Source organism: Xanthomonas prunicola (assembly GCF_025266575.1).
GTDB classification, from domain to species: Bacteria; Pseudomonadota; Gammaproteobacteria; order Xanthomonadales; family Xanthomonadaceae; genus Xanthomonas; species Xanthomonas prunicola.
Genome location: NZ_CP096142.1, coordinates 2,239,529 through 2,259,721 on the forward strand (window position 1 = coordinate 2,239,529; position 20,193 = coordinate 2,259,721).

Below are 20,193 nucleotides of genomic sequence, written 5' to 3' on the forward strand. Positions count from 1 at the left end.
AAGAGACACGCAAGCAAAGATGCCGTAAGCGCATTTCTGCAGTCAGTGCCGTCAGCCGATGCGCCCCCCAAGCGCGCTCGATCACGGCAACGCATCCACTTACATCGCATGGGCGCCTGCTACGCCTACGCCATCGCTTCGTCACGATCCAGCGCGACTACCGTCTGCTGCGCGCGATCGAAGCGCTCGCGAGCGGCGCGAATGTCGGCGTGGTGTTCGCCCGCCCAGTTGAGCAGCTGCGAGACCGGGCCGAGCAGTGCGATGCCCAGCTTGGACAGCGCGTATTCCACGCTCGGCGGTTTGGTGGCGTAGACCTTGCGGGTGATCATGCCGTTGCGCTCGAGGTTGCGCAGGGTCTGGGTGAGCATGCGCTTGGAGATATCCGGCACGGCACGCTGGATGGCGCTGAAACGGGACGGTCCGGGGATCAGCGTCAGCAGGATCAATAGGGTCCACTTGTCGCCGATTTGGTCGAGCACATCGCGCACGGGGCACTTGGTGGCATCGAAGGGGCCTTCCAGGGACGGCGGCGGCGGGAACAGGGCAATCGCATTCACAGGGGTATCTCACGGTAACCAGGGGGAACAAAACTGCCTCCTTGCGGAGGCCCGAGCGGCGCTGACACTATGCTGACGGACAAATAGGTCTAGATAGTAGACCAAATCTCTTAAACTAACCCAACGGAGCCCACCATGACATCTGCATCCCCTTTGATCCTTGTCACCGGCGCCAGCGGGCAGTTGGGTGCGCTGGTTGTCGAGGCGCTGCTCGGACATGTGCCTGCCAGCCGCATCGTAGCAACGGCTCGGGACACCGCGTCACTTGGTGAGTTCGCAAAACGCGACATCGCTGTGCGTCAGGCCGACTACGCGAACCCGCAGAGCCTGGAAACGGCCTTCGTCGGTGTGGGCCGGGTGTTGCTGGTGTCGTCCAATGCGGTGGGCCAGCGTGTGCCGCAGCACCGCAACGTGATCGAAGCGGCCAAGCACGCCGGGGTGAAACTGCTGGCGTACACGAGCATCCTGCATGCCGATACCAGCACGCTGTCGCTGGCCGCCGAGCATGTGGCCACCGAGGCACTGCTGCGCGAGAGCGGCGTGCCGCACGTGCTGCTACGCAACGGCTGGTACACCGAGAATTACACCGGCTCGATTGCCGCAGAGGTCACCCACGGCGCAGTGATCGGCAGTGCTGGCGAGGGCAAGATCAGTGCCGCCACGCGCGCCGACTATGCCGCAGCCGCTGCGGCGGTGCTGGCCTCCGATGCCCCACAGGCCGGGCAGGTGTACGAGCTGGCTGGTGATACCCCGTTCACCATGGCCGAGTACGCCGCCGAAGTGGCGCAGCAGTCGGGCAAGCCGGTGGCCTATCACGATCTGCCGGAAGCCGATTACGCGGCGGCGCTGGTGCAGATCGGCCTGCCCGCTGGCTTCGCCCAGGTGCTGGCGCAGTGCTCGGCGGCCTCGCGCGGCGGCGACCTGTTCGATGACAGCCAGACGCTGAGCCGGCTGATTGGTCGTGCCACTACACCACTGCGTGATGCAGTGGCTGCAGCGCTCGCGGCGCGCTGAGTCGCGGCGGCGCTCACTGCGCTGCCGAGCTATTGGGCACGCAGTGCTTCGCTCGTCGTTGAGGAGGTTCGCCGTGACCATTTGCGATCACGGCGACCTTCGTGGTGCTTCACCCCATGCGACCGACGGCGATGGCCGGGCGTCTGGGTGTGTCGGGATCATCGTCAGTGCGCTAGACCAGCGACGTTACTCAAGGCGATCGGCAGTGGCATTGCGCCAGCAGCCGATCAACAACCGCGCGTATCACGCGTGATCGGCAGCTGATGCTGTGATCGCGCCGACGCAGCACTGCGTTGCTGATAGCGCTGGACGCTTGGACAGCCTGGACACTGCGCGGCGCACTCCCGGCGCTGCACACGGCAATGTGATCGTCCCGATGTCGCTGCCAATTGCACGTGCTCGCCGATGCACGCTGGCGGCGCAGACGCACACCCCCGCACCCATGCACGCTGACGCCTCCAGCAGGTAATACCGCGCAGCCATCGGCGATGCGCGACATCGAAGGCATGGATGGCCCATGCGCGATTTGCGTTACGCCACGACCACGCGTTCCCACATGCAGGTCTACGCGGCCACCTCAGCCACGCGTCGTGTCGGGGCTCGCCTCACGTTGGTCGCATAACTGCCATCGCCCCGACACGACGGTGACACGAGGGCGGCGCCTGCCAGGCCCCTAATGTCACCCAAATGACATCAAATCTAAATATAACTGCTGCTATTGCCGCTACGTCAGGACGACCGGCGCCCTGGCAGGCGCTCCCACGCCGTGCAGCCGCCCCGTGCAGCGCCGGATCGACGTAGCCGCCGACCCGTTCCCCTTGCACGAGCCGGACCAATGAAAAAACGCAATCTCGCCACTGTCCTGTGCGCCCTCAGCGCGACCGCCAGCGGCAGCACGCTTGCCGCCGAGCTGGAGCTGTACGTCGACCGCAAGACCAAGCAGATCTTCGCCGAGCCGGCCCCGGGGCGCGACAAGCTGGGCACCTTCGTGCAGGTGGACGAAAACGGCAAGCTGCCGGCGTCGGCAATGCCGGCCGCACCTGCACAGCCGCTACCGCCCGCGCCGGGAGCCACGGCGCCCGCCAATACTGCCGTCGTCCAGGCCGCGCCGACTGCTGCCCCGGTTGCAGCGCCAACGCCGGCCAAGTCCGGCGACGCTGGCAAGAAGTGGTACGACAAACTCAGCCTGCGCGGCTACACCCAGATCCGTTACAACCAGGGCATTGGCGGTGATGCGCAAGACCTGCGCGCGCCGGGCGACCGCTTTATCGGCAACGACCAGAGCCTGGGCATCCGGCGTGCACGCCTGGTGCTGAGCGGCGATCTCAACGAACACGTGTCGCTGTATTTCCAGCCGGACTTCGCGAGCACGCCGACCGGTTCGACCACTTCCAACTTCGCGCAGCTGCGCGATGCCTACGCCGACATCTACTTCGACAAGAAGCGCGAGTACCGCGTGCGCGTGGGCCAGTCGAAGATGCCTTACGGCTGGGAAAATCTGCAGTCCAGCCAGAACCGCCTCTCGCTGGATCGCGCCGATGCACTCAACTCCGGCTTGCGCGACGAACGCGATATCGGTGCGGTGTTCTATTACAGCCCCACCGTGGCCAAGAGCCGTTTCCAGGATCTGGTCAAGTCGGGCTTGAAAGGGTCTGGCGACTACGGCGTGGTCGGTGCCGGTGTGTACAACGGCCAGGGTGCCAACCGTGCCGAGCGTAACGACAGCATGCACGCGGTGGTGCACGCCACCTACCCGTTCAAGTTCGCCAACGGCCAGTATCTGGAAGTGGGTGCGGACGCCTACGCCGGCCGCTTCGTGCCGACTGCCGCAGCAGTGAATATCGATGGCCGCAGCTTCACACCGGCCATTACCGAGCCTAATGGCTATACCGACCAGCGCGTGGCAGCGCACATCATCTACTACCCGCAGCCGTTCGGTCTGCAGGCCGAGTGGACGGTGGGCCGTGGCCCGGAACTGGATGTGGCCCAGCGCCGCATTCGCACTCGTTCGCTGAGCGGTGGCTATGTCCAGGCCATGTTCAAGCACGACTTCAACTACGGCACCTTGCTGCCGTACCTGAAATGGCAGACCTACCGTGGCGGTTCCAAGTTCGACACCAATGCCCCGCGCATGCGTCTGGATGAAGTGGAAGCCGGTGTCGAATGGCAGCCGATGGACGCGCTGGAACTGGTGTTCGCCTATGCGAAGATGAAGCGCACCGACGTTGGCACGGCACCGTATCCGGTGGTGGAAGGCGATTTGCTGCGGTTGCAGTTGCAGGTCAATTACTGAGCAACGTCGGGACGTGCCGGTGATGGCTGCGGCGGCGGCCATCACCGGCGCTTTCGCATGCGGCCGCATGCGTTCGCGCGGGGATCTGCCTCCACGCTCGTGCCTGCGCCATGCTGCCAGCCCCGCGCGGCGTGACGCGCTCACTGGATAGCGCATGCGTATCAAGGCCACGGTGGAGCGGCTTCCTGGTGGGATGATGCTGGTCCCCCTGTTACTCGGGGCGCTTTGCCATACGCTCTGGCCACAGGCCGGCAGCACATTGGGTTCTTTCAGCAACGGCTTGATCAGCGGCACCGTCCCGATCCTGGCGGTGTGGTTCTTCTGCATGGGGGCAACCATCCAGCTGCGCGCCTCCGGTCGCGTGCTGCGCCGTTCTGGCAGCCTGGTGCTGACCAAGATCGCGGTGGCCTGGCTCGTCGCGATGCTGTGCGCACCGCTATTACCTATCGCCGGTGTGCCGAGCGGCCCATTGACCGGGCTGTCGGTCCTGGCACTGGTCGCGGCGATGGACATGACCAACGGCGGACTCTACGCAGCGTTGATGCAGCAGTACGGCAGCAGCGAAGATGCCGGTGCGGTGGTGCTGATGTCGCTGGAATCGGGCCCGCTGATCTCCATGCTGATCCTGGGCGCCAGTGGCTTGGCCACGTTCGAACCACAGCTGTTCGTCGGTGCGGTACTGCCGCTGTTGCTCGGCTTTGCACTCGGCAATCTCGATGCGGAATTGCGGCAGTTCTTCGCACAGGCGACCCAGACGCTGGTGCCTTTCTTCGGCTTCGCACTCGGTAACACGCTGGATCTGTCGACCATCGTCCACACGGGCGCGAGCGGGGTGCTGCTGGGCGTGGCGGTCATCGTGATCACCGGGCTGCCCTTGCTGCTGGCCGACCGCTGGCTCGGCGGCGGCGATGGTACGGCCGGGGTGGCCGCTTCCAGCACGGCCGGTGCCGCCGTGGCCACACCGGCGTTGATCGCTGGCATGGCGCCGCAGTTTGCACCAGCCGCGCCGGCTGCGACTGCGCTGGTGGCAAGCGCAGTGATCGTCACCTCGTTGCTGGTGCCGTTGCTGACCGCGTTGCACGCACGCCGGAGCCGGCAACACATTGGCTAAGGTCTTTGCGCGTGTCATGCATGGTGCGGCGGAATGCGCTGGCCTTCAGTGGTCCGTCCTGTATGACGACCGCGCGAAAACACTCCGCGCGACGCCTGCCCACAGCCACTGACAATCATCTGACCAAATGCACCAACGGCACCACCGATTCGGCGCACCCGCCCCGCCCGACGCTTCGCGCAATGGCTGTGTCAGCGGCTCTAGGCCGATAGCTCTCCACGCACGATCTGCGCACCTGCACTGAGTGCACTCAGCTTGCCGCGTGCGACGTGTCGGGCGAGCGGCGCCATGCCGCAGTTGGTCGACGGGTAGAGCTTGTCGGCATCGACGAAGCGCAGCGCTTTGCGCAGTGTCTCGGCCACTTCCTGCGGCGTTTCGATCGTGGCGCTTGCCACGTCGATGGCGCCGACCATCACCTTCTTGCCACGTACGAGCTCGATCAAATCGATCGGCACGTGCGAGTTGTGGCATTCCAGCGAGATGATGTCGAGCGAGGACGTCTGCAGCTTGGGGAACGACTCTTCGTATTGGCGCCACTCCGATCCCAGCGTCTGCTTCCAATCGGTATTGGCCTTGATGCCGTAGCCATAGCAAATGTGGACAGCGGTCTCGCACGTGAGCCCTTCCACCGCGCGCTCAAGGGTCGCCACACCCCAGTCGTTGACCTCATCGAAGAAGACATTGAAGGCCGGCTCGTCGAACTGGATGATGTCAACCCCAGCGGCTTCGAGCTCCTTGGCTTCCTGATTCAGGATCTTGGCGAATTCCCATGCCAGCTTTTCGCGGCTTTTGTAGTGCGCATCGTAGAGCGTGTCGATCATTGTCATGGGACCCGGCAGCGCCCACTTGATCGGCTGGCGGGTTTGCTGACGCAGAAATTTGGCATCGTCCACGAAGACGGATCTCGGGCGGCTCACCGCGCCAACGACAGTCGGTACGCTGGCGTCGTAACGGTCACGAATCCTGACCGTCTCTCGCTTTTCGAAATCCACGCCACTGAGGTGCTCGATGAAGGTGGTGACGAAATGTTGGCGGGTCTGTTCGCCGTCGCTGACGATATCGATGCCGGCGTGCTGCTGTTCCTGCAGCGACAAACGCAGCGCGTCCTGCTTGCCTTCGATCAGTTCCTGGTCCTGCAATTTCCAGGGCGACCACAGCGTCTCAGGCTGGGCAAGCCAGGACGGCTTGGGCAGGCTACCGGCAGTTGAGGTGGGGAGCAGCTTTGTCATGATGAGGGATGTCTTGCGTTCTGGTTGATTAGGAAGCGTGGCTGGACGCCCACTGCTCAAGGAGGTTGCCGTAAGGCCGGATGAAATGCTCTTCGGTGAATTTGCCCTGCGTCACGGCGAGCTGGCTGCGCTCTTCACGGTCGTAGACGATCTGGGTGGACGAATAATCCTGATGCTTCAGGCTCGGCTGATAGATCGCCCCCGCTGCAGCGTTGGCGTTGTAGATTTCTGGCCGGTAAATTTTTTGGAACGTCTCCATCGTGGCGATGGTGCCGATCAGCTCCAGGTTGGTGTAGTCGCCGAGCAAATCGCCGAAGAAATAAAATGCCAAGGGCGCAACGCTGTTGGGGGGCATGAAATAACGCACTTGCAGGCCCATCTTTTCGAAATACTGATCGGTCAGCGAAAACGCGTCCTGCCGGTATTCGATGCCCAGAATGGGATGCCGGTTGCCGGTGCGGTGATACGTTCTGCTGGTGGAGACGCTGATGCAGATGACCGGCGATTTCTGGAAGCGCGCGGTGTAGGCGGCCGAGTGCACGAAGTGCTTGAACAGCTTGCCATGCAGGTCGCCAAAATCTTCCGGGATATTGAAGCCGGACGCGTCTTGGTTGTGCGCTGGCAGCAGCACGCTAAAATCGTAATCGCGCACGTAAGAAGAAAAGTTATTGCCTGCAATGCCCTCCAGACGCGCACCTGTGTGGTGGTCGACGATGGTGGGCTTCAATATCTCGATCAACGGAAAGGCATCGTCTGGCGCGCGCGCCGATGTTCATTTCAACCGAGATGATGTCCAGCTCCACCGCATAACGGTCGCGCTTGGCGTTATCCCAATGTGCCAGATCGTTGAAGCGGTTGTTGATCATCGCCAACGTATTGCGCAAATTTTCCTGACGCCGCTGGCCTCTGGCCAGGTTGGCGAAATTTGTCGTGTTGCGCGTCGTGGCCGAGGGACGGTAGTCCTCATCGAAGCGCAGGCTCTTGATGGTGAAGTTCAAGTCGTGAGTCATGGCGAGCTGATGCCTGGTGTCTAAGATGGGAACGCGCGCATGTCGCTGCGCAGCGGGTAGTGCCGGCGGCGTGCAAGCCGGGATTTGGATCAGTGCGCGCTTGCCGCCTGATCCGGTGGCCTGGCTATCGCGAACTGGGCCCTCAGGCCGCAGCCACGTCCTGTGCGGTGATGGAACGTGCATGCCGCGTCAGTTCGATCAGCGGTAGTGCCCGCTGGACTGCCAGCCTGGCCCGCTCGGCCAGCGCATCGTTGTGCACCCGGTAGTCCAAGAAGTCCCGGTCGGTGGCGTAGACGCCCAGCGGCAAGGTACGTGCCTGGAAAAAGCTGAAAAGCGGCCGAAGCTGGTGATCGATCATCAACGCATGGCGATCGCTGCCACCGGTTGCAGCGAGCAGCACGGGCGTGTCGATCAAGGCGTCTTGATCGATGAAATCGAAGAAATGCTTGAACAGCCCGGTAAAAGAACCGCGGTAGACCGGTGTTGCGACCACCAGCACGTCAGCCTGCTCCACCAGTGCAAGCGCCTGCTCCACTGTGCCGGGCAAGTGGGAGCGCCAGGGCGCGCCAGCGAACTGCGGTGCCAACGCCCCAATTTCGACCAGATGGCGCTCGCACGGCAGCTGCGCGGTGATCAACTCCAGCAGGTGCTCTGCCAAGGCGACAGCCTTGGAAGGGCGTTGCATCCCGCCGGAGACCGCAACAACGCGGAGTGGGTGTGGCACATTGATAGTCATGCGGGTCAACCTGGACAGTGGGGAAGTCGTGCAGTGCGCCAGTACGTCTAAACTCGATTGATCGGTCGTCTCTGGGTACGAGTTCGTCGTCACGGCAGCGACTGAACAACGAGCCTTGATGCTAGGGCTCGCATCCGATGAAGTAAAATGGTGTTATTTCAACAATCCATGAATCCTGATCATCTGAATGCTTGAGCGCATCCACCTCACCATCGTCCAACAGGTCGAGCAGCAAGGCTCGCTGACCGCGGCCGCCGGCGTGCTGAATCTGACCCAGTCGGCGCTGAGCCACAGCATGAAAAAGCTGGAGCAGCAGCTGGGCACGGACATCTGGCTGCGCGAGGGACGCAACTTGCGCCTGACCCAGGCGGGGCAATACCTGCTGGCGGTGGCGAACCGGGTGCTGCCGCAATTGGATCTGGCCGAAGAGCGCCTGGGTCAGTTTGCGCAGGGCGAGCGTGGTGCGTTGCGTATCGGCATGGAATGCCATCCCTGCTATCAGTGGCTGCTCAAGCTGGTGGCGCCGTATCTGGCCACGTGGCCGGACGTGGATGTGGACGTGAAACAGAAGTTCCAGTTCGGTGGCATTGGCGCGCTGTTCGGCTACGAAATCGATCTGCTGGTCACGCCCGACCCGCTGTTCAAGCCAGGGCTCACATTCGAGCCGGTGTTCGACTACGAGCAGGTGCTGGTCGTGGCCAAGGGCCATGCGCTGGCGTCGGCGGCTTACGTCAAGCCGCAGCAGCTGACACGCGAGGTGCTGATCAGCTATCCGGTGGATCTTGAGCGCCTGGATATCTACAGCCAGTTCCTGTTGCCGGCCGGTGTCACGCCCCGGCGCCACAAGGCGATCGAAACCACCGACATCATGATGCAGATGGTGGCCAGTGGCCGCGGCGTGGCGGCGATGCCGCGCTGGTTGGTCGAGGAATATGCGGCCAGGATGGACGTGGTACCGGTCCGGCTGGGCGCGCGCGGCATTCCCAAACAGATCTATCTAGGCGCACGCGAGGCGGATATCGCGATCGACTACCTGCGCGCCTTTATCGAGCTGGCGCGCGCGCCGGGCAATGCCACCGCCTACACACGAGGATCCAACTGATGGACGCCACGACCGAGCGCACGCCACTTCCACTGCCTGCCGGCCACACCAAGGTGTTGCTGCATTCCTGCTGCGCGCCGTGCTCTGGCGAAGTCATGGAGGCGATGCTGGCTTCGGGCATCGACTACACCATCTTTTTCTACAACCCCAACATTCATCCGCGTAAAGAATACGAGCTGCGCAAGGATGAGAACATCCGCTTTGCCGAACAGTTTGGCGTGCCCTTCATCGATGCGGATTACGACCGGGACACCTGGTTCGAGCGGGCACGCGGCATGGAAAACGAGCCAGAGCGCGGCGTGCGTTGCACCATGTGCTTCGACATGCGCTTTGAACGTACCGCGCTGTATGCCCACGAACATGGCTTTCCGGTGATCACCAGTTCGCTGGGTATCTCACGCTGGAAAAACATGCAGCAGATCAACGACTGCGGCATTCGCGCTGCAGCCAAGTACCCCGGCCTGATGTATTGGGAGTACAACTGGCGCAAGGGTGGTGGCGCCTCGCGCATGATCGAGATCAGCAAGCGCGAACATTTTTATCAGCAGGAATACTGCGGCTGCGTCTACTCCCTGCGCGACACCAATCGCCATCGTGTGGACAGCGGTCGCAAGCGCATTCAACTCGGCGTGAAGTTCTATGGCGATGACGCGCAGGAAGACTGAGTCTGTTGTCGGTGAGCTGAGACCACAGCTGGATTTCAGGCTCCCTTCCCGCGCGATCAGAACGCCGCGCCACGCCGAATCCACCCAATCATCATGACACGACCGCAAGACCCGTGATTTCTACAGACACACCGAGCCTGGCCACTACAATTGCCAACACAGTCGCCGACGCCTATTCGCTGGAGGTCAGCGTCAAGGACATCGGCGCGCTGACCAAGGCGGCGCCGCGCATCCTGCCTGGCTCGGCCATTTTCATTCCCTACGTGCCAGGCCAACACGACGCTGAGCGACTGGCTGCAGCACAGATGGTGCGCGGCCTAGGCTTCGAACCCGTCCCGCATCTTTCCGCGCGCCGCATGACGTCGCTTGCGCAATTGCAGGCATTGGTCGCGCGCGCAGTCGATGAAGCCGGGGCGAGATGCTGCCTCGTGATCGCGGGTGATCCGTCCACTCCGAAGGGACCTTTTCCCGATAGCTTGTCGCTGATCGATACCGGCGTGTTTGAACGTTCGGGTATCCGCACCATCGGCGTAGCAGGTCATCCGGAGGGACATCCGAACATGCGCACGGCGGAACAATGGGACGTCCTGGAACGTAAGTGTCGCAGCATCCAAGAGCGCGGCATGGCGCCCCTGATCGTGACGCAGTTCGGGTTCGACGCCGACAGCGTGGTGACCTGGGTGGAAGCGCTGCGCGCGCGTGGCATGACATATCCGGTGCGTGTGGGCGTGCCTGGTCCTGCCAGCGTCGCCGTACTCGCACGCTATGCGGCACGCTGCGGTGTCGGCGCCTGCGCGTCGGCGCTATCAAACTATGGCATCTCGATTGGTAAGTTATTCGGCAACGCAGGGCCGGATCGCTTTGTCGATCGCCTCGCCAGCCGCCTGACGCAAGCGCATGGAGATATCCGCCTGCACCTCTTTCCGTTCGGCGGCATCGCCCAGTCTGTGGAGTGGGTCGCGCACTATCGTTCGCGCAACGCGCCGCAAGATCGCACCAGCGCCGGCCGAGCGGATCGGGCCTGAGGCACAGTCGTGCCGTGTACCAATCAACAGTGGCTTGAGACCGTCACACCGCGAATGCTCGGGTTATCAGTCAGTGGCAAGGCCGGCAAGGATGAGAGACGCTGAGTGCGCTGCATGCAGCGTTGGCCAAGGCATGCTGTCCACTACGGCGGCATTCGCAAAGAGAGTGGAAACGTGAGGGCGGCATCGTTCGCCGCCCCTGTCTTCTCGGGAAGCACGTCTCGTCCGCGATCCTGCTCATAGGCTGTGTGTTTCTAGCGAGCGCTTACCGCACGTGAGGTAGTGCAGCGCCCAGCAGACTTGTCACAGGAGCGCGGCATGATGGTTGGCAATCACGGCGAGGGAGCGCTGCATCCGATGTCGTAGCCCTGCGCGAGGGCATTGTTTCTGCAACGCTCACCGAGAGATCCCGCCATGCCGAAGCCGTCGCTATTGTCGCTGTTGTGCTCCCTCTCGCTGCTGTCTGCACCACTCGCTGCGGCCGAGTTGCAGCCCAAGCAATTGGCTGGCCCACCGGAAGAGTTCGCGCAGATGCGTGCGCCAGATCCAGCCGAGTCGGCGATCTTGTCCAAGAGTGCGCTACTGCCAGTTGAACTTGCGCCTGCCGGTCAATCCGCGCGTTGGCAGGGCAGTTTGCCGGTCGAAAATGGCCACCTGCGCTTTATGGTGTTGTCTGGCGATCAGGCCTGGGATGCGGCAGTGACTGCACCTGCAGTTGCTGGCGCACGCACCGCCGCCGTGGCAACGCCGCTCCAAGCGCAACGCGCGCTGCTGGGCACCGCCGAGAGCGGCACCAAGGGCATGCGCTACGCCGTGGAGTCCGCACAAAATGGCAACTGGTCGCTGACGCTGCAGTCGGCCTCGCCGGTCGCGCAGCGCGGCTATGTGCTGATGGAAGGCGATGGGCGTACGCAGCTCGCTTCGTACCTGCGCAATCGCCAGCAACAGGTTGGCCAGTCGCTCACGCTCAATGCGCTGTTGAGTGGCAACGACGCACGCGGCGCCACGCTGTTGGCTGCGCAGGCCGGGAAGATCGACGAAGCAAGCCTGCGCGTGATTGATCCACAAGGCAGCATCCGCAACCTGCCGATGGCCGATGACGGCAAGCATGACGACGGCGCCGCTGGCGATGGTGTGTACGGCGGCACGTTCCAGCCGACCAGCGAAGGCACCTGGATTGCGCAGGTGATCGTACGTGGGCATGACCAGGCTGGGCAACCTTTCGTGCGTACCAGCGAGCATGTGGTGCCGGTGCTGGATACCTCCTTGCGTTTGCTCGGCAATGCGCTTGACGCACGCGCTGCCGAAGGCACACGGCTGAGGATTGCACTGCCGGTGGCCGCACGCGGCAACGCACCGTCGCACTATCGGGTGTTCACCCAGGTGTGGGGCACCGACGCAAAGGGCAAGGACATACCGGTGGCGTGGATCGGCGGCATGCTGACACCCCAACAAGGCCAGCTGCCATTGAGCCTGGACGAACGCTGGATTGCGCGCGCCGGTGCGCGTGCGCCGTTTACGCTGCGTAGCCTGCGCATCGAAGACCCGGACCATTACATCCCGCTGGTGCAGGCCGCCACGCTGCCGTTGCAGGTGCCTGCGTTGCGACGCGCCAGTCTCGCGCGTGCCAGCACTGCGATCGACGAAAGCATGCGCAAGGGCCCGCGCCCGACTGCGTTGGCCTCCACGATGGCGACGGCGCAGCCACAGGCCGCCGGTTCGCAGTTGGTGCTGGTGCACGGCTATTGCTCCAACGGTGTATGGCCACAGGCGCAATTCACCAATGCATCGACATTTTTGGATCCCAAACAAAATCGCAGCAACGACCAGTTCGCGCAGCGACTGGCGCAGTTCGCCAGCCAGTGGTCGTCGTTCTCCACGGTGGCGCATAGCCAGGGCGGTATGGCTGCGCTGCACCTGTACACCTACTACTGGAGCGGGCTGGATAACGCGACCGGCGGGCGGGTCATGCAATCGGTGGGCGCGCCGTATCAGGGCACCAATATGGCCGGCGTCCTGGCCACGGCAGGTTCATGGTTCGGTGTGGGCTGCGGTACCAACACCGACATGACCTACGACGGTGCCAAGGCCTGGCTGGCCGGCATTCCGGCCGACGCACGCGCCAAGGTCAACTACTACACCACCTCGTTCGCCAAGAGCAAGAAGTGGTACACCAACGACTACTGCAACGCTGCCTCGGACCTTGTCTTGAACGACCCCGAAGACGGCGTTGTGGAGCAGGTCAACGCGCAGCTGCCGGGCGGCGTCAATCTCGGCCATACCACCGGCCAATGCCACACCACCGGCATGCGCGACCCCGCGCAGTATCTGGACGCCAACCGCAATGCGGTGATGAATGCGAATGCGGCGCGGTGATACCCGATGGACTGATAGTGCGATGGCCGGCTGGATCGAGCCGGCCATTGCGTTGTCTGCCGGTGCATGGCCGCCGCAGGGCATGCGGTGTTATGCCTGTCTTACTGCTGGCCTTTCGCCGATTGCGAGCCTAACGAGCCAGAGTATGACGGCGCTCGGTCCTGGTGGTGGAATCAAATCGAGCAAGAGAAACGACATCGGGGACGACGTTAGGGAAGGTCTGATCAGATCACCACAGATACGCGACACTACCCGCCTCATGTAGAGGGATGCGCCATGCAACTGACGTTTGGCGATGCTGAGGGTCTGGGCAGGCGTAAGCAGAACCGCCGGGAGATCTTCTTGGCCGAGATGGAGCAGGTCGTTCCTTGGCAGCAACTGCTCGGGCTGATCTGGCTGCACTATCCGGTATCGGGGCCGCCAGGTCGGCAACCGTACGCACTGGCGACGCTGTTGCGGATTCATTTGCTGCAGCAATGGTAGGCGTTGAGCGATCCGGCGATGGAAGAAGCGTTGCACGAGATCCCGACCTTGCGGCGATTTGCTCAGCTCGGTGGGTTGGACAACATTCCGGATGAGACCACGATTCTCAACTCTCGCCGCCTGCTAAAGACCCATGGCCTTGCCGCGCGGATGCTGGAAGCGGTCAACGCGCATCTGGCGCGCCAGGGCCAGAGCCTGCGCTCGGGCACGATTTTCGATGCGACCGTGATCGCGGCGGCCAGTTAGACCAAGAACGCCGATCACGCACGCGCCGCTGAAATGCATCAGACCAAGAAGGGCAATCCAGGGGTATTTCGGGATGAAAGCGAACATCGGCGTGGATGAGTTTTCCGGGCTGGTGCACCTGGGTAGTAGCCAGGCTTACGCCCTCCTACCTGTCTTTAGGTTTACGGAGTTAACTTCGATCCATGGAAAGTATAAGGGTTAACAGCCAGCGTGATCGCGAAGTGATTCGGACATTTGGCGAGGATCTTTATGGAATTGACATTTATTCACGTAAATTTACCAAGAATGCTACATGTAGGGGTCACGTCATTTGCATACCTGACTTAGGGTCTGTCTGCATGAGTGATTGCAATGAATAAGGCGATTTTCATTAAAATTTTCATCCGGTGGATGGCGTTTTGTGCAATATACGTACCAACCGCGATTGCAGGAAACTATAAAATCTACGATCGCGTGGCCAATTTCAACGCGCAGTACCGCAATCAGGTGGGGCAAACTCGTAGCCGTGCGGTTGTAGCGCTGTATCGCCAATTATCTGCAACTACACGTCCTTGCTTGAATCGTGGCATCACTCATTTCGATGCCGACGATCTCTTCCGGGCTACTGCATTCGTTGAGATTTACTCAAAAGATCCGGTTGACGTCGATACCTTGGGTTGTCTGTATCATCGGCTGGCCGCGTCCGGAAAGGCCACTGATTGGCACACACGCACCTACATAGGTGCACTGGTGACAGTGTCGCGCTACAACGAGGCCAACGCGTTGCGGCAGCAGATGTCGCTCTTGGATTTGCCGGTTTTGCCGCAGCTGCACTTCACTGGTCGGGCTGCGGCGCAAGGTTGGCGCATCCTATCCTTGCAGGACGCTGCGCATGCAAGCGTGGAGGCGTGGCATCCAGTTGCCCATAGCGCGCAGGTGGTAGCGATGGTTCATCCGGCGTGCCACTTCTCGGTTCGCGCGCTTTTGGAAATAGAAAGACGGCCTGACTTGCAATGGCTGCGCGAGAATTTGTTGTTGCTCGTGGCGCCCGGCCGTACGTTGCCAGTGGAGGATCTACTCTCCTGGAATGCAGCACATCCGCAGCTCCAGATGCACCCTATGTATCTGCGAGCTGACTGGAAAAAGCTGGCAAGTATTGATACGCCGACCTTCTACATTGTCCGCGATGGGGAAGTGATCTATGTATTCGAGGGCTGGCCAAATACAAAAGGCCTGCAGGGGCTGCAGCAAACGCTCGAGCATGAACGCTTGCCCTGAACAGCTTTTGTCTTGTTGGTGTGGATCCCACGTGGCTAGTCAGGTAATGATCCGTCAAAAAAGCGCGTCCGGACCGGACGCGTATTGGTGTGACTTTCCCCAATAGCTGCCTGGCGGCAGCAAGGGCTCGCCGGCGCATTGGGGAGCTTGAGCGCGAGTTGCGGCGCAAGAAGAAGGCGTTGGCCGAGGCCGCGGCGTTCCTGGTGCTGTCAAAAAAACTTGAAGCGATCTTTAGCAAAGACGAAGACGCATGGTAGGCGAGCGTCAGCCGCTGTTGCGGCCGTCGCAGGCCAACCAGGTGTGGTCGATGGACTTCGTGTTCGACCGCACCACCGAAGGCCAGGTGATCAGGTGTCTGGTGATCGTGGACGACGCAACCCACGAAACACTCGCCATCGACGTGGAGCGCGCGATATCGGGCCACGGTGTTACGCGCGTGCTGACCAACTCGCGCACAGTCGCGGCCTGCCGCAGGTGATCCGCACCGACAACGGCAAGGAGTTTCGCGGTAAGGCAATGGTCGCCTGGGCGCATGCACGTGGCGTGCAGTTGCGGCTGATCCAACTAGGTAAGCCGAACCAGAACGCCCATGTCGAATCGTTCAACGGCCGACTACGCGACGAATGCCTCAACGAACACTGGTTCCCAACACTGCTGCACGCGCGCACCGAGATCGAACGCTGTCGACGCGAATACAATGAGGACCGACCCAAGAAAGCAATTGGCGGCATGACGCCGGCTGCTTATGCCCAACATCTGGCAAACACCGATATCATCAGCCCCGGACTCTAAACCCGACCACTACTCAGGGCGGGGGACGTCGCCGCCAGCCTATGAATTTAGCTGCCTGACGACGTGACGATCGCGCTGGAATCCTGAGTAGAGTCTAAGTTCTTGCTACGAGACGCCTATTCCTCCCCACTGACCCGCTCACGTCAGCCGACTGCGGACGCTTGGCCGCGTTGCAGAGAGGGAGGCAGATGCAAAGTGCAGCAGTTGCCGTAAGAAGGATCTTTTCACGTTGCAGACTCTTTCTTGTCTGGTGTCGAGCTACGCAGCTCTGGCACAACTTTCGGATCGCGTTCGCCCAGATACTGATGGTGGAAACAAGAGTATTAACCCACGTCATGCTTACTCAGTGCAACGGCGGTCTGACCGCATGCGGTGCCGCACAGCATCTACGCCTCAGCGAAACACCACAGTGCGGTGCCCATTGAGCAGGATGCGATGTTCGACATGGCGACGCACCGCGCGTGCGAGCACCAACGATTCGGTGTCGCTGCCCAGGCGCACCAGGTCGCGCGGAGTCATGGCGTGATCCACGCGGGCGACGTCCTGTTCGATGATCGGACCTTCGTCCAGATCTTCGGTGACATAGTGCGCGGTGGCGCCGATGATCTTGACCCCGCGTGCGTGCGCCTGGTGGTACGGCTGCGCACCCTTGAAGCTGGGCAGGAAGCTGTGATGGATATTGATCGCGCGCCCGGCCAGCGCGCGACACAGGCCTGGCGAGAGAATCTGCATGTAGCGCGCCAGCACCACCAGATCGATGTGCAGGTCGTCGACCAGGGCGAGCAGCTGCGCCTCCTGTTCGGCGCGCGTGTCTGCGCTCACCGGCAGATGATGGAAGTCGATGCCGTAGGACGCGGCAAGCGGTGCGAAATCGGCGTGGTTGGAGACCACTGCGACGATCTCCACCGGCAGTTGCCGGCTATGGGTGCGGAACAGCAGGTCGTTGAGACAGTGGCCCTGCTTGCTCACCAGCACCAGCAACCGCGCGCGGCGACGCGCGTCGTGCAACTGCCATTGCATCTGGAACGCGCCTGCCAACACCGAAAACTGCTGTTCCAGGCTGGCGATATCGGTTGACGGCGTTTTTTCGAAATGTACGCGCAAAAAGAACCGCCCGCTTTCCTCGTCGCCGAATTGCTGCGCGTCGAGGATGTTGCAGGCCAGATCGAACAGCAGCCCGGTCACGCGATAGACGATACCGGTGCGGTCGGGGCAGGATAGCGTGAGAATGTAGTCGGAGCGCATTGACGCAATGATAGCCAATACGTGACCTCACCGACGCAGTGCTTGCGTCGGTAACCTTTGCAGTGCGAACAGGCGCGAAACTCCTGTGTGCGGCGCGGCAGCTTTTGGCCGGGGTGTCGTTATTGCGTTACTTGCTTGCTGCACGACCTGCACTGTGCTGATGCGTGATGCTGTGATCGATCGCGCAGCGCGAACGCATGCACGACCCGGTGCACGCCCCTCAGCGCGGCGGCAAACGCAGCATCAGCCGCCGGTTGATCTCCTCCAGCTGCGCAAGCGACGCATCCACCGATGTCTCCATGGCTTCCTGCGTGGTGATGTGCGCACGCAGATGCGCCGGATCGGACAGCTCGCCACGCACCAGGAACACATTCTCGCCGACTTCGCCCAGGTGGCGACTGAGCACCACGTAGTCCACCTGATCGAAGCCATGCTGCTTGGCCAGCGGCAGCAGACGCGCCACCATGCGCTCGCTCGCGTCATCGACAGGCTTGCCCAACTCGGCATCGAGCACGCTCACCGCTTCGCGGATCTGTGCGAACAGATAGTGGTCCGGGTGCTCGGGATGGTCCGGGCCTACCGGGCCTTGGGCGATGGCCGGAGCATCGGTCATCGTGTGTCACCGGCGCACGCCAGTGCGCGCGGTGTGCGCTCGGTCGAACCGAGCATGATATGCAGGTGTCGCATCGCATCCTCCCTGGAGCGGCGGCTGTCACGGGCAGCCATTTTAGAAGGTCTGCTGCATGTTTAGGTGAGCAAGCCGTGGCCTGTCGTGCGTTGAAGCGAAGTGCCTTGCGCAGGGCGAAGAGCAGCCAACAAAACGACGGCGCAACCGCCAGGCGGCGTGGCCTGTGCTCGGAATCGGCATGTACTCCTCGTACGCTGCGGCTCTGAGCGCGCCGTCCACGCCCACTTGACGACTGCGCGCTACGTTCTGATAGCCGCTCTACATCCGCGTTGCGGCAGTGCGATCAGGCAACCTGCCCCGCCCGCCGCGCCGAGACTTCTGCCAGTACCGCCCAGTCTGCGTTGCCGTCGCCATGCGCGATGGCCTCGTCCAGGCCGGCGCGCAGCACTTCGCCCAACGGCATCGGCACCTGCTTGTCGGCACCAGCCTGGATGGCCAGGTCCACATCCTTGCGACCCAGCGTGGCAGTGAAGCCGGCGGGCAGGTAGGCGCGTTGCATGATCAGGCGGCCATAGCCCTGGTAGGCGGGCGCGGCGAACAAGGTGCTGGTGAGCATGCCCAGAAACTGCGTGGCATCCACGCCATGGCCGCGTGCCAGCGCGCTGGCTTCTGCCATCGCCCCGATGGCGCTGGCCAGGCAGAAGTTGGCGGCCAGCTTCACTGCATTGGCCTGCTCCGGTGCGCGACCGATGTGCCAGGTCGTTTGCCCCAGCACATCGAACATCGGCTGCACCCGCGCCACTGCGGCTTCATCGCCGCCCGCCAGAATATTGAGCTTGCCGGCTTCGGCCACATCCACGCGCCCAAGCACCGGCGCGGCCACATAGGCCACACCGCGCTCGGCATGCAGCGCGGTCAATTCATGCGCCAGCGCGACCGAAATGGTGGCCATGTTGACGTGCACGCTGCCCGCCGGCAGCGCGTCCAGCACGCCGCGCTCCAGCAAGGTCTGGCGCACTGCGTTGTCGTCGGCCAGCATCGAAAACAGCAACGGGCCGTGCGCAGCGTCGCACGGTTGCTCCACCACCGTGGCACCAGCGTCGCGCAGCGGCTGGGCGCGTTCGGGCGAACGGTTCCATACGCTCAGTTCGAATCCGCCACGCAGCAGGTTGTGCGCCATCGGCAGGCCCATCGTGCCCAAGCCCAGAAATCCTATCGGCATGCGTTGTCCTTGTTCGGTATGACGTCAGGGGTGCGGATCAATTGGCGAACACGCCACGCGCATCGCGTGGTTCGCAGCGCAGATATTGTGGCGCCGGAGTCACCGACGCGCCCAGTGCCGCGGCGGCATGCCACGGCCAGCGCGGGTCGTACAGGATGCCACGCGCCAGCGCGATTGCATCGGCCTGGCCTTCTTGCAGAATCGCCTCGGCCTGCGCCGGCTCGGTGATCAAGCCCACGCCAATCACCGGCGTGCTCACCTGCGCGCGAATCTCCTGCGCGAACGGAATTTGATAGCCTGCCTGCAGCGGAATCTGCTGCCTCGGATCGAGCCCTCCGCTGGAAACGTGGATGTACTGCGCACCGCGCGCATCTAGCGCCTTCGACAAGGTGATGCTCTGCTGCACATCCCAACCGCCTTCGACCCAGTCGGTGGCCGAGATGCGCACGCCAAGGGCGATTTTTTCCGACACGGCCGCACGCACCGCGTCGAAGATGCGCAGCGTCAGCCGCATGCGATTTTCCAGCGACCCGCCATACGCATCGCTGCGCTGGTTGCTCAGTGGCGACAGGAACTGATGCATCAGATAGCCATGCGCGGCATGCAGTTCGATCAACTCCAGGCCCAGTCGCTCGGCGCGTTTTGCCGATGCGACGAAGGCGTCAACCACGGCATCGATCCCGGCGTGATCCAGTGCTTGCGGCACCGGCTGCTCTGCGCGGAACGGCACCGCCGATGCAGACACGGTCTGCCAGCCGTGCGCGTGATCGGGTGCGATGGCCTCGCCACCTTTCCACGGCAGATCGGTCGAGGCCTTGCGGCCGGCATGTGCCAGCTGGATGCCGATCGGCATCGGCGACCAGGCCCGTACCGATTGCAACACCTCACCCAGGGCCTGCTCGGTGGCGTCGTCATACAGGCCCAGATCGGCGTAGCTGATGCGCCCTTCCGGCACCACTGCGGCCGCTTCGAGAATCAGCAGGCCGGCACCGGATTGCGACAACGTGCCCAAGTGGATGCGGTGCCAATCGCTGGCGCGGCCGTCCTGTGCCGAGTACTGGCACATCGGCGCAATGACAATCCGGTTGGCGAGCGCAAGCGGGCCGAAGGCGATGGGGGAGAACAACTGGCTCAAGGCGGCATCCACAACTGACACGGGGAGGCTTATTGCACTGCGCCGCGCGCGTCGGCACAACCGCTGC

General features: G+C 62.6%; 16 protein-coding genes, 1 other RNA gene and 3 pseudogenes. 12 read left to right on the plus strand and 8 right to left on the minus strand.

The genetic code is table 11. The features are described from left to right. Positions 1-125 precede the first annotated feature (125 nt). A complete protein-coding gene (locus tag M0D43_RS09625) occupies positions 126-557 on the minus strand; it encodes a winged helix-turn-helix transcriptional regulator (RefSeq protein ID WP_033003188.1) in 432 nt (143 codons plus the stop codon). A 135-nt stretch (positions 558-692) separates the two neighbouring features. Between M0D43_RS09625 and M0D43_RS09630 the strand changes: the two genes are divergently transcribed. From M0D43_RS09630 to kdgT, 3 genes are all read left to right on the plus strand, one after another. Continuing rightward, positions 693-1,571, plus strand: a complete 879-nt coding sequence (locus M0D43_RS09630) for an SDR family oxidoreductase (protein WP_252164442.1) — start codon at positions 693-695, stop codon at positions 1,569-1,571. Between the two features lie 835 nt (positions 1,572-2,406). Continuing rightward, complete coding sequence (locus M0D43_RS09635) at positions 2,407-3,864, plus strand: OprO/OprP family phosphate-selective porin (protein ID WP_252164443.1); 1,458 nt, start codon at positions 2,407-2,409, stop codon at positions 3,862-3,864. A gap of 154 nt (positions 3,865-4,018) precedes the next feature. Next, a complete protein-coding gene (gene kdgT / locus M0D43_RS09640) occupies positions 4,019-4,975 on the plus strand; it encodes a 2-keto-3-deoxygluconate transporter (protein ID WP_252164444.1) in 957 nt (318 codons plus the stop codon). 200 nt (positions 4,976-5,175) lie between these two features. Here kdgT and M0D43_RS09645 read toward each other — a convergent pair whose 3' ends face one another. The 3 genes and pseudogenes from M0D43_RS09645 to msuE form a co-directional block, all read right to left on the minus strand. Beyond that, positions 5,176-6,204: a methionine synthase gene (locus tag M0D43_RS09645; protein ID WP_252164445.1), complete on the minus strand. Its 1,029-nt coding sequence runs from the start codon at positions 6,202-6,204 to the stop codon at positions 5,176-5,178. 28 nt (positions 6,205-6,232) lie between these two features. Then, positions 6,233-7,214, minus strand: a pseudogene (locus tag M0D43_RS09650) (DUF1852 domain-containing protein). Positions 7,215-7,356: 142 nt separating this feature from the next. Continuing rightward, complete coding sequence (msuE, locus tag M0D43_RS09655) at positions 7,357-7,944, minus strand: FMN reductase (protein WP_252165013.1); 588 nt, start codon at positions 7,942-7,944, stop codon at positions 7,357-7,359. Between the two features lie 193 nt (positions 7,945-8,137). Between msuE and M0D43_RS09660 the strand changes: the two genes are divergently transcribed. From M0D43_RS09660 to M0D43_RS09695, 8 genes and pseudogenes are all read left to right on the plus strand, one after another. Next, on the plus strand, positions 8,138-9,052 hold the full coding sequence (locus M0D43_RS09660) for a LysR family transcriptional regulator (protein ID WP_260808168.1): 915 nt from the start codon (positions 8,138-8,140) through the stop codon (positions 9,050-9,052). Next, positions 9,052-9,717, plus strand: a complete 666-nt coding sequence (locus M0D43_RS09665) for an epoxyqueuosine reductase QueH (RefSeq protein ID WP_101364612.1) — start codon at positions 9,052-9,054, stop codon at positions 9,715-9,717. Before M0D43_RS09660 ends, M0D43_RS09665 begins: the two co-directional genes overlap by 1 nt. A gap of 113 nt (positions 9,718-9,830) precedes the next feature. Then, complete coding sequence (locus tag M0D43_RS09670; protein WP_260808169.1) at positions 9,831-10,742, plus strand: methylenetetrahydrofolate reductase; 912 nt, start codon at positions 9,831-9,833, stop codon at positions 10,740-10,742. 414 nt (positions 10,743-11,156) lie between these two features. After that, a complete protein-coding gene (locus tag M0D43_RS09675; RefSeq protein WP_252164448.1) occupies positions 11,157-13,118 on the plus strand; it encodes a choice-of-anchor X domain-containing protein in 1,962 nt (653 codons plus the stop codon). A 276-nt stretch (positions 13,119-13,394) separates the two neighbouring features. Further along, a pseudogene (locus M0D43_RS09680) lies at positions 13,395-13,965 on the plus strand (IS5 family transposase); the annotation flags it as partial. 233 nt (positions 13,966-14,198) lie between these two features. Continuing rightward, positions 14,199-15,104 carry a hypothetical protein gene (locus tag M0D43_RS09685; protein WP_260808170.1) on the plus strand — a complete coding sequence of 302 codons (906 nt, stop codon included), beginning with the start codon at positions 14,199-14,201 and terminating at the stop codon, positions 15,102-15,104. Between the two features lie 89 nt (positions 15,105-15,193). Further along, positions 15,194-15,361: a hypothetical protein gene (locus M0D43_RS09690; protein ID WP_252165185.1), complete on the plus strand. Its 168-nt coding sequence runs from the start codon at positions 15,194-15,196 to the stop codon at positions 15,359-15,361. Beyond that, positions 15,343-15,896, plus strand: a pseudogene (locus tag M0D43_RS09695) (integrase core domain-containing protein); the annotation flags it as partial. The gene M0D43_RS09690 and the pseudogene M0D43_RS09695, both read left to right, overlap by 19 nt. Before the next feature lie 393 nt (positions 15,897-16,289). Here the strand turns inward: M0D43_RS09695 and purU are convergent. Together purU and M0D43_RS09705 are read right to left on the minus strand one after the other, a co-directional pair. After that, positions 16,290-17,141 (minus strand): formyltetrahydrofolate deformylase, encoded by an 852-nt coding sequence (gene purU / locus M0D43_RS09700; protein ID WP_252164450.1) that lies wholly within the window; start codon positions 17,139-17,141, stop codon positions 16,290-16,292. A gap of 220 nt (positions 17,142-17,361) precedes the next feature. Then, positions 17,362-17,754, minus strand: coding sequence for an XVIPCD domain-containing protein (locus M0D43_RS09705; RefSeq protein WP_252164451.1), 393 nt, complete (start codon positions 17,752-17,754; stop codon positions 17,362-17,364). Between the two features lie 253 nt (positions 17,755-18,007). Between M0D43_RS09705 and M0D43_RS09710 the strand changes: the two genes are divergently transcribed. Beyond that, a non-coding RNA gene (locus tag M0D43_RS09710) (sX9 sRNA) lies at positions 18,008-18,084 on the plus strand. A gap of 28 nt (positions 18,085-18,112) precedes the next feature. Here M0D43_RS09710 and M0D43_RS09715 read toward each other — a convergent pair. Both M0D43_RS09715 and M0D43_RS09720 read right to left on the minus strand, forming a co-directional pair. Further along, positions 18,113-18,991 (minus strand): NAD(P)-dependent oxidoreductase, encoded by an 879-nt coding sequence (locus M0D43_RS09715; RefSeq protein WP_252164452.1) that lies wholly within the window; start codon positions 18,989-18,991, stop codon positions 18,113-18,115. 37 nt (positions 18,992-19,028) lie between these two features. After that, entirely contained in the window at positions 19,029-20,147 is a 1,119-nt protein-coding gene (locus M0D43_RS09720; RefSeq protein WP_252164453.1) for an NADH:flavin oxidoreductase/NADH oxidase, read from the minus strand. Between the last annotated feature and the right edge of the window lie 46 nt (positions 20,148-20,193).